The 6000-nt window shown below is 37.5% G+C and carries 6 protein-coding genes and 1 rRNA gene; 5 read left to right on the forward strand and 2 right to left on the reverse strand.

The window, feature by feature from the left end; genetic code table 11:
- Nucleotides 1–138 precede the first annotated feature (138 nt).
- Genes rlmD through AC58DT_RS05995 form a run of 3 tightly spaced genes read left to right on the forward strand, consistent with a single transcriptional unit; the run spans nt 139 to nt 2748 of the window.
- On the forward strand, nt 139–1548 hold the full coding sequence (gene rlmD / locus AC58DT_RS05985; RefSeq protein ID WP_497215930.1) for a 23S rRNA (uracil(1939)-C(5))-methyltransferase RlmD: 1410 nt from the start codon (nt 139–141) through the stop codon (nt 1546–1548).
- Nucleotides 1549–1556: 8 nt separating this feature from the next.
- Nucleotides 1557–2054, forward strand: a complete 498-nt coding sequence (locus AC58DT_RS05990) for a DUF6452 family protein (RefSeq protein WP_497215932.1) — start codon at nt 1557–1559, stop codon at nt 2052–2054.
- Nucleotides 2017–2748 (forward strand): DUF6048 family protein, encoded by a 732-nt coding sequence (locus AC58DT_RS05995; RefSeq protein ID WP_497215933.1) that lies wholly within the window; start codon nt 2017–2019, stop codon nt 2746–2748. The genes AC58DT_RS05990 and AC58DT_RS05995 overlap by 38 nt, the downstream gene beginning before the upstream one ends.
- 11 nt (nt 2749–2759) lie before the next feature.
- Here AC58DT_RS05995 and AC58DT_RS06000 read toward each other — a convergent pair whose 3' ends face one another.
- Nucleotides 2760–3917, reverse strand: a complete 1158-nt coding sequence (locus AC58DT_RS06000) for a THUMP domain-containing class I SAM-dependent RNA methyltransferase (protein ID WP_497215934.1) — start codon at nt 3915–3917, stop codon at nt 2760–2762.
- 119 nt (nt 3918–4036) lie between these two features.
- On the opposite strand from AC58DT_RS06000, the gene AC58DT_RS06005 reads away from it, so the two are divergent.
- The gene (locus tag AC58DT_RS06005) at nt 4037–4768 is read left to right on the forward strand and encodes a class I SAM-dependent methyltransferase (RefSeq protein WP_497215935.1); all 732 of its coding nucleotides are present in this window, start codon (nt 4037–4039) and stop codon (nt 4766–4768) included.
- A gap of 80 nt (nt 4769–4848) precedes the next feature.
- On the forward strand, nt 4849–5436 hold the full coding sequence (locus AC58DT_RS06010) for a ZIP family metal transporter (protein WP_497215937.1): 588 nt from the start codon (nt 4849–4851) through the stop codon (nt 5434–5436).
- Nucleotides 5437–5813: 377 nt separating this feature from the next.
- Here the strand turns inward: AC58DT_RS06010 and rrf are convergent.
- Nucleotides 5814–5923: ribosomal RNA gene (gene rrf / locus AC58DT_RS06015) — 5S ribosomal RNA — on the reverse strand.
- Nucleotides 5924–6000 lie beyond the last annotated feature (77 nt).

Genomic DNA, 6000 nt, shown 5'->3' on the forward strand with positions numbered 1-6000 from the left:
ATAATTTTGAAGTAAAAAAGTTGTTATTCCTACTTTAGGGAGAGAAATCATCCGTGGGTTGCAAATTACTAAATATATCCCACATTTTTTGAAGCCTTAACAGGATTTAAACCTAACAATTATGCTATTTTTGCGCCTATGGCAAGAAAAAATAATAGAGTGGTTTTTGAAAATGTTGAAGTGGTAGATGCTGGCGCTAAAGGTAAAGCTGTAGCTAAAGCCCCGGATGGTCGTGTGATTTTTATAAACAATGCTGTACCCGGCGATGTGGTAACCGTTCAGACTTTCAAAAAGAAGAAAGCATTTTATGAAGCTTCCGTCACTTCAATTTCAAAATATTCCGAAAAAAGAGTTGAGCCCGTGTGCCCCCACTTCGGGGTCTGCGGTGGGTGCAAATGGCAGAATCTTGGCTACGAGCATCAACTGTATTACAAACAAAAGGAGGTTGCACAAAACCTGCAGCGCATTGGGAAGGTGGAATTGCCGGAATTTCAACCTATCTTAGGTTCAGAAAAGCAATATTTTTATCGTAACAAAATGGAGTTCTCCTTTAGCGATAATAAATGGCTTACCCTGGAGCAGATTAAAAGTGGCGAAATTATAGAAAACCGTAATGCCTTAGGTTTTCACATTCCAGGAATGTGGGACAAAATTTTAGACCTGGACATTTGTTATTTACAAGCCGATCCCAGCAATGCAATCCGCGATTTTGTAAAAGCAAAGACAGAAGAATTGAACCTTTCATTTTTTAATACACGAAATCAGGAAGGGTTTTTACGAACGTTGATGATACGTACTTCTTCAACGGGAGAGATAATGGTTTTGCTACAATTTTTTCACGAAGATGAAGAAAATAGAAAACTGTTGCTAAATGCCGTTGCCGAAGAATTTCCACAGATTACTTCCCTTTTATATGTAATCAATTCCAAAGGAAATGACACTTTATACGACCAGGCCATAGAACTTTTCTGCGGAAGGGACCATATTTTTGAGGAAATGGAAGGGTTACAATTTAAAATAAACGCGAAGTCTTTTTACCAAACCAATAGCGAACAGGCTTTTGAGCTTTACAAAATAACCCGTGATTTTGCAGGTTTAAGTGGAAATGAACTGGTTTATGATCTTTATACCGGAACGGGTACCATTGCACAATTTGTGGCAAAAAAGGCAAAAAAGGTTATTGGCGTTGAAGCCGTACCAGATGCGATTGAGGCTGCTAAAGCCAATGCACAGTTAAACAAAATTGATAATGCTGAGTTCTACGTAGGCGATATGAAAAAAGTTTTCAATGAAGAATTCATTGCTGCTCATGGCCGACCTGATGTTGTCATCACAGACCCCCCTCGCGACGGCATGCACGCTGATGTAGTGGCACAGCTTATAAATTTAGAAGCGCAAAAAATTGTGTACGTAAGTTGCAACAGTGCTACCCAGGCCCGTGACCTGGCCCTTTTGGATGCAAAATATAAAGTGACAAAAGTGCAGCCTGTTGATATGTTTCCACAGACGCACCACGTAGAAAATGTTGTACTTTTGGAAAAACGATAAAAAAAGCAATGGTTAAAAGAATAATTTTTCTACTCCTCATCACTTATGCTTTTAAAGGCTGTACAAAAGATGACATTTGCCCTCCTGATACAGCAACTACCGCAAATTTGGTTATTGTATTTAATGATATTGCAAATCCTTCAAATACAAAAAATGTAAATGTACTGAGTGTGATTACAGATAACATTGATTCTGTTGAAGTAATTTCGTTTGAAAACACAGCTGAAATCCTTATTCCGCTCAATTCGGCTTCTGATACTACCAAATACCTTTTTAAGAGAAGCCTTATTTCAAACTCAGATACAATCAACAATATCGATAAATTATCATTTGTCTACCAACGAAGGGAAAATTACGTAAACCGCGCCTGTGGTTTTAAAGTGGAATATGTAAACATAGACGCAATACTTGAGAACGAAGGATCAGAAAATTGGATTCAAGAAATTATCATAATAAGAGATACTGTTAATGATGAAAATAGCGCCCATATTACTGTGCTGCATTAGTCTTTTCTGCGGCTCACACAAACTTGTGGCGCAAGAAAATACCAAAACCGATACCGTTCCAAAAATTGAGAAATTTGGAATTCGTGTAGGTGTTGATCTTGCAAAACCCTTACGCACTTTAATTGAAGACGGTTACTCCGGTTTTGAGGTAATGGGTGATTTTAGGGTGACCAAAAAGTTTTATGCCGCTATTGAGTTAGGAAATGAAAAAAAAGATTGGAATGAGCCATACGTTTCCTCTAAAACCAGTGGAAGCTATGCAAAAATAGGTTTTGATTACAATGCCTATGAAAACTGGCTAGGTATGGAAAATGCAATCACGCTGGGCTTACGTTATGGTTTTTCAACCTTTAAACAAGAATTGCTAAGTTACAGAGTTTATACGGACAATCCCGCCTTTCCAACCGAAACAATATTTGCACCTCAGGAATACAGTGGCCTGAACGCGCATTGGGCAGAATTTATTTTAGGAATTAAAACTGAAATAGCAAATAATCTTTATCTGTCATTAAACGTACAGCTTAAAAGAAAAATCTCTGAAACCGAACCCGAAAACTTTGCAAATCTTTACATTCCCGGTTTCAATAGAACCTATGATTATAGTGAGTTTGGCGTTGGCTATGGATATTCAATTTCTTACTTGATACCAATTTTTAAGAAAACCGAAGCGCCCAAAGCCGACAAAAATCAGTAATTTAAAAAATATTATTGTTTACTCGCTTTTCTACTACCCTCGTACATTTCGTAACGCACCAGTTTAGACTCCAACTTTCCGTTGAAGAGTTTTATCTTTTTTGAAGGTCGAAGTCCAACAAATTTCAATGCTTCCATATTTGATGTAATCATCCATGCCTGAGTTCCGGGATAGCCACGTTTTAATGTGTTTCCAATGGAACTGTAAAATGTTTCCACATCGTTTACCGAGATCCGCTCGTCATACGGAGGATTGAAGACGATGTATAAGGGTTTGTCATTTTCCTTTTCACTTTCAAAGAAATCTTGCTGCTTCACTTCAATAAAATCCTGTAGATTGGCGCTTTTGATATTTTCCTTCGCCTTTTTTATAGCAACCGGATCAGTGTCAAAACCATAGATTTTATGCGGAAAATCACGAACTTTTTTTAAGGCTGCCTCTTCAATCTTTTCATAAAGATCTACATCAAAGTCTGGCCAAGTTTCAAAACCGAATTCTTCACGATTCAAGTTTGGCGGAATGTTGCAGGCTATCATCGCCGCTTCGGTTAGCATAGTTCCACCACCGCACATCGGGTCTAAAAAGTTGCATTGCCCCTGCCAACCAGAAAGCATTATAATTCCTGCCGCAAGCACTTCATTTATAGGTGCCAACGTACTTTCAACCTTATAGCCACGCTTGTGCAGCGATTCTCCCGAGCTATCAAGGGAAACAGTACAGATATTCCTATCAATATGGATATTTATTCGAAGTGTGGGGTGGTCCAGATCTACATCGGGCCGCTCTCCTTCCCTATCGCGAAATCTGTCCACAATGGCATCCTTCGTTTTTAGGGCAATATATTGCGAATGCGTAAAAACATCAGAAAAAACGGTAGCATTGACGGCCAGGGTGCCTTTAATATCCATATAATTTTCCCAAGGCATTTCATAAATCTTTTTGTAAAGATCTTCTTCGGTGAAAATATTGAAAGCGGTAATTGGTTTCAGTATTTTTATGGCAGTACGGCAGCACAGGTTGGCCTTATACATAAACCCTGTATCACCTTCAAACGAAACATTTCTGGTGCCGATTTCAATAGACGAAGCACCCAATTGGCGAAGCTCCTGCGCAAGCAACTCTTCCATCCCGAATAGGGTTTTCGCAACCATTTTAAAATTCTTTGTCATAAGTCATCCCTGTGAAGACTGGGAACTTTTTAATTAATTGTATATTTTGATGAAATTAAAAAACTTGAGTTTAATAACGCCACAAAAATACAGTATTTTAGCAGGGCGAAACGATAAGTATGCAAAAAGAAAAAGATAATTGGTACGCTTCGTGGTTCAATACTCCTTATTACCACATACTTTATAAAGACCGAAACCACAGGGAAGCGGCTCTGTTTATGAACCAGCTTACCGAATTTTTAAGCTTAAAACCAAAAGATACTATTTTGGATTTGGCCTGCGGAAAAGGTCGCCACGCAAAATATCTGTACAAACAAGGTTTTGATGTTACGGGTGTAGATCTTTCCGAAGAAAGCATTCAGCACGCAAAGCAATATGAAAAACCGGGCCTTCACTTTGAAGTCCACGATATGTGCCTGCCCTATCCGAAGCAATTTGATGCGGTTTTCAATCTTTTCACCAGTTTTGGGTATTTCGAAAACGAAGAAGATAACCTGCGCACCATTAAATCAATAAAAACTGAACTAAAGCCCAATGGGTGTGGGGTTATCGATTTTCTGAATGTGGAATTGGCAATTAAAAATTTGGTTCCCAGTGAAAAGAAAAAAATGGGCAATATCCTTTTTTATATTGAAAAATATTTAGAAAATGGATATATCGTAAAAAACATAAGATTCAGTGATGACGGTGAGGATTACTTTTTCACCGAACGCGTGAGAGCATTGACTTTAGCAGATTTTCAAAGTTATTTTGAAGAAGCTTCTATCGAGCTTAAGCATACATTTGGTGATTATCATTTAAATAAATTTGACAAAAATACTTCCGAACGCCTAATACTAATTTTTAATTGATGAATTATTTACTGCTCTTCCTGTCAGTTGCATTTGGGTATGTAATTGCATTATTCCTTAAGAAAAGAGAACTTAGGAATATGGAGGTATTTCTTGCATTTAGTGGAGCTTTTCTACTTTCCATCACTGTTTTTGAATTGCTTCCCCACGTTTTTGAAACACCTTCAAAGCGTATTGGCATTTTTATAATGATAGGGATATTACTGCAGATATTTTTAGAATTCTTTTCAAAAGGTGCTGAACACGGGCACGTACATTTGCATACGGAAAGCAAAAAATTTCCCTGGTTACTTTTTATAAGTCTCTGTATTCACGCCTTTATGGAAGGGTTTCCCATTTCAGAAGAAAATAATCTTTTAATAGGTGTGATTGTTCATAAAGTTCCGGTAGCAATAATCCTGTCTTTCTTTTTTATTACCGCTGGTTATAAACGTGTAATTACATTGGCATTTCTTTTTTTCTTTGCGTTAATGACGCCAATAGGAAATTACATTTCAAACCATTATAGTTTTGTTCATCACTATGAAACTGAAATCACATCAGTAGTTATTGGTATATTTCTTCACGTTTCAACTACAATTCTTTTTGAAAGCTCCAAAAACCACAAGTTTAATCTTACCAAAATGAGTGCTGTAATTATTGGGATTATTATTGCTTATCTTTTATAAAGTAATTTGAAGCAATATAAAGACTTAATAAGCTTAACACTTATTACTGGAAATGCATAAGAATATCGGTTAATTTTAAGAGAGTATATACAATTCTTTTCCTTCAACCCCACGCATATTAATTATATAATATATACGAAAAAGTTTAAGTGTATTTTTTTGACAATATGAGTATTTCATTCCATAAAAATGGGTTCTTATGTCAACGAAGGACCATAATGAAAGATGTCGTAAATTTTGAAAGCTGCTAATGCCGAATTAAGATTCTCACACAGCTATCGTTTTTCATCTTACCGGATACCTTGTTTTTAAGAGTTTAGTCTATTTCGATTTACCCCATAAAAAAAGTCCCTCATTTTTCAATGAAGGACTTTAAAGGAAGGCGGCGACCTACTCTCCCACAGGATTGCAGTACCATCGGCGCAAACGGGCTTAACTTCTCTGTTCGGAATGGTAAGAGGTGAGCCCCGTCGCTATAACCACCTTAAATCAGCCCCCTAGCCCCCGAAGGGGGAACCACTGGGCGCCCGTAGGGGCGCGAGGGTGTATATCGTGACATATCGG

The sequence above is a fragment of the Aequorivita sp. CRS11 genome (assembly GCF_059693805.1).

What these genes read in the sequence shown, in the direction of transcription:
- rlmD (WP_497215930.1), top strand. Translation starts at nt 139, where the DNA reads ATGGCAAGAAAAAATAATAGAGTGGTTTTTGAAAATGTTGAAGTGGTA.
- AC58DT_RS05990 (WP_497215932.1), top strand. Translation starts at nt 1,557, where the DNA reads ATGGTTAAAAGAATAATTTTTCTACTCCTCATCACTTATGCTTTTAAA.
- AC58DT_RS05995 (WP_497215933.1), top strand. Translation starts at nt 2,017, where the DNA reads ATGATGAAAATAGCGCCCATATTACTGTGCTGCATTAGTCTTTTCTGC.
- AC58DT_RS06000 (WP_497215934.1), bottom strand. Translation starts at nt 3,917, where the DNA reads ATGACAAAGAATTTTAAAATGGTTGCGAAAACCCTATTCGGGATGGAA.
- AC58DT_RS06005 (WP_497215935.1), top strand. Translation starts at nt 4,037, where the DNA reads ATGCAAAAAGAAAAAGATAATTGGTACGCTTCGTGGTTCAATACTCCT.
- AC58DT_RS06010 (WP_497215937.1), top strand. Translation starts at nt 4,849, where the DNA reads ATGGAGGTATTTCTTGCATTTAGTGGAGCTTTTCTACTTTCCATCACT.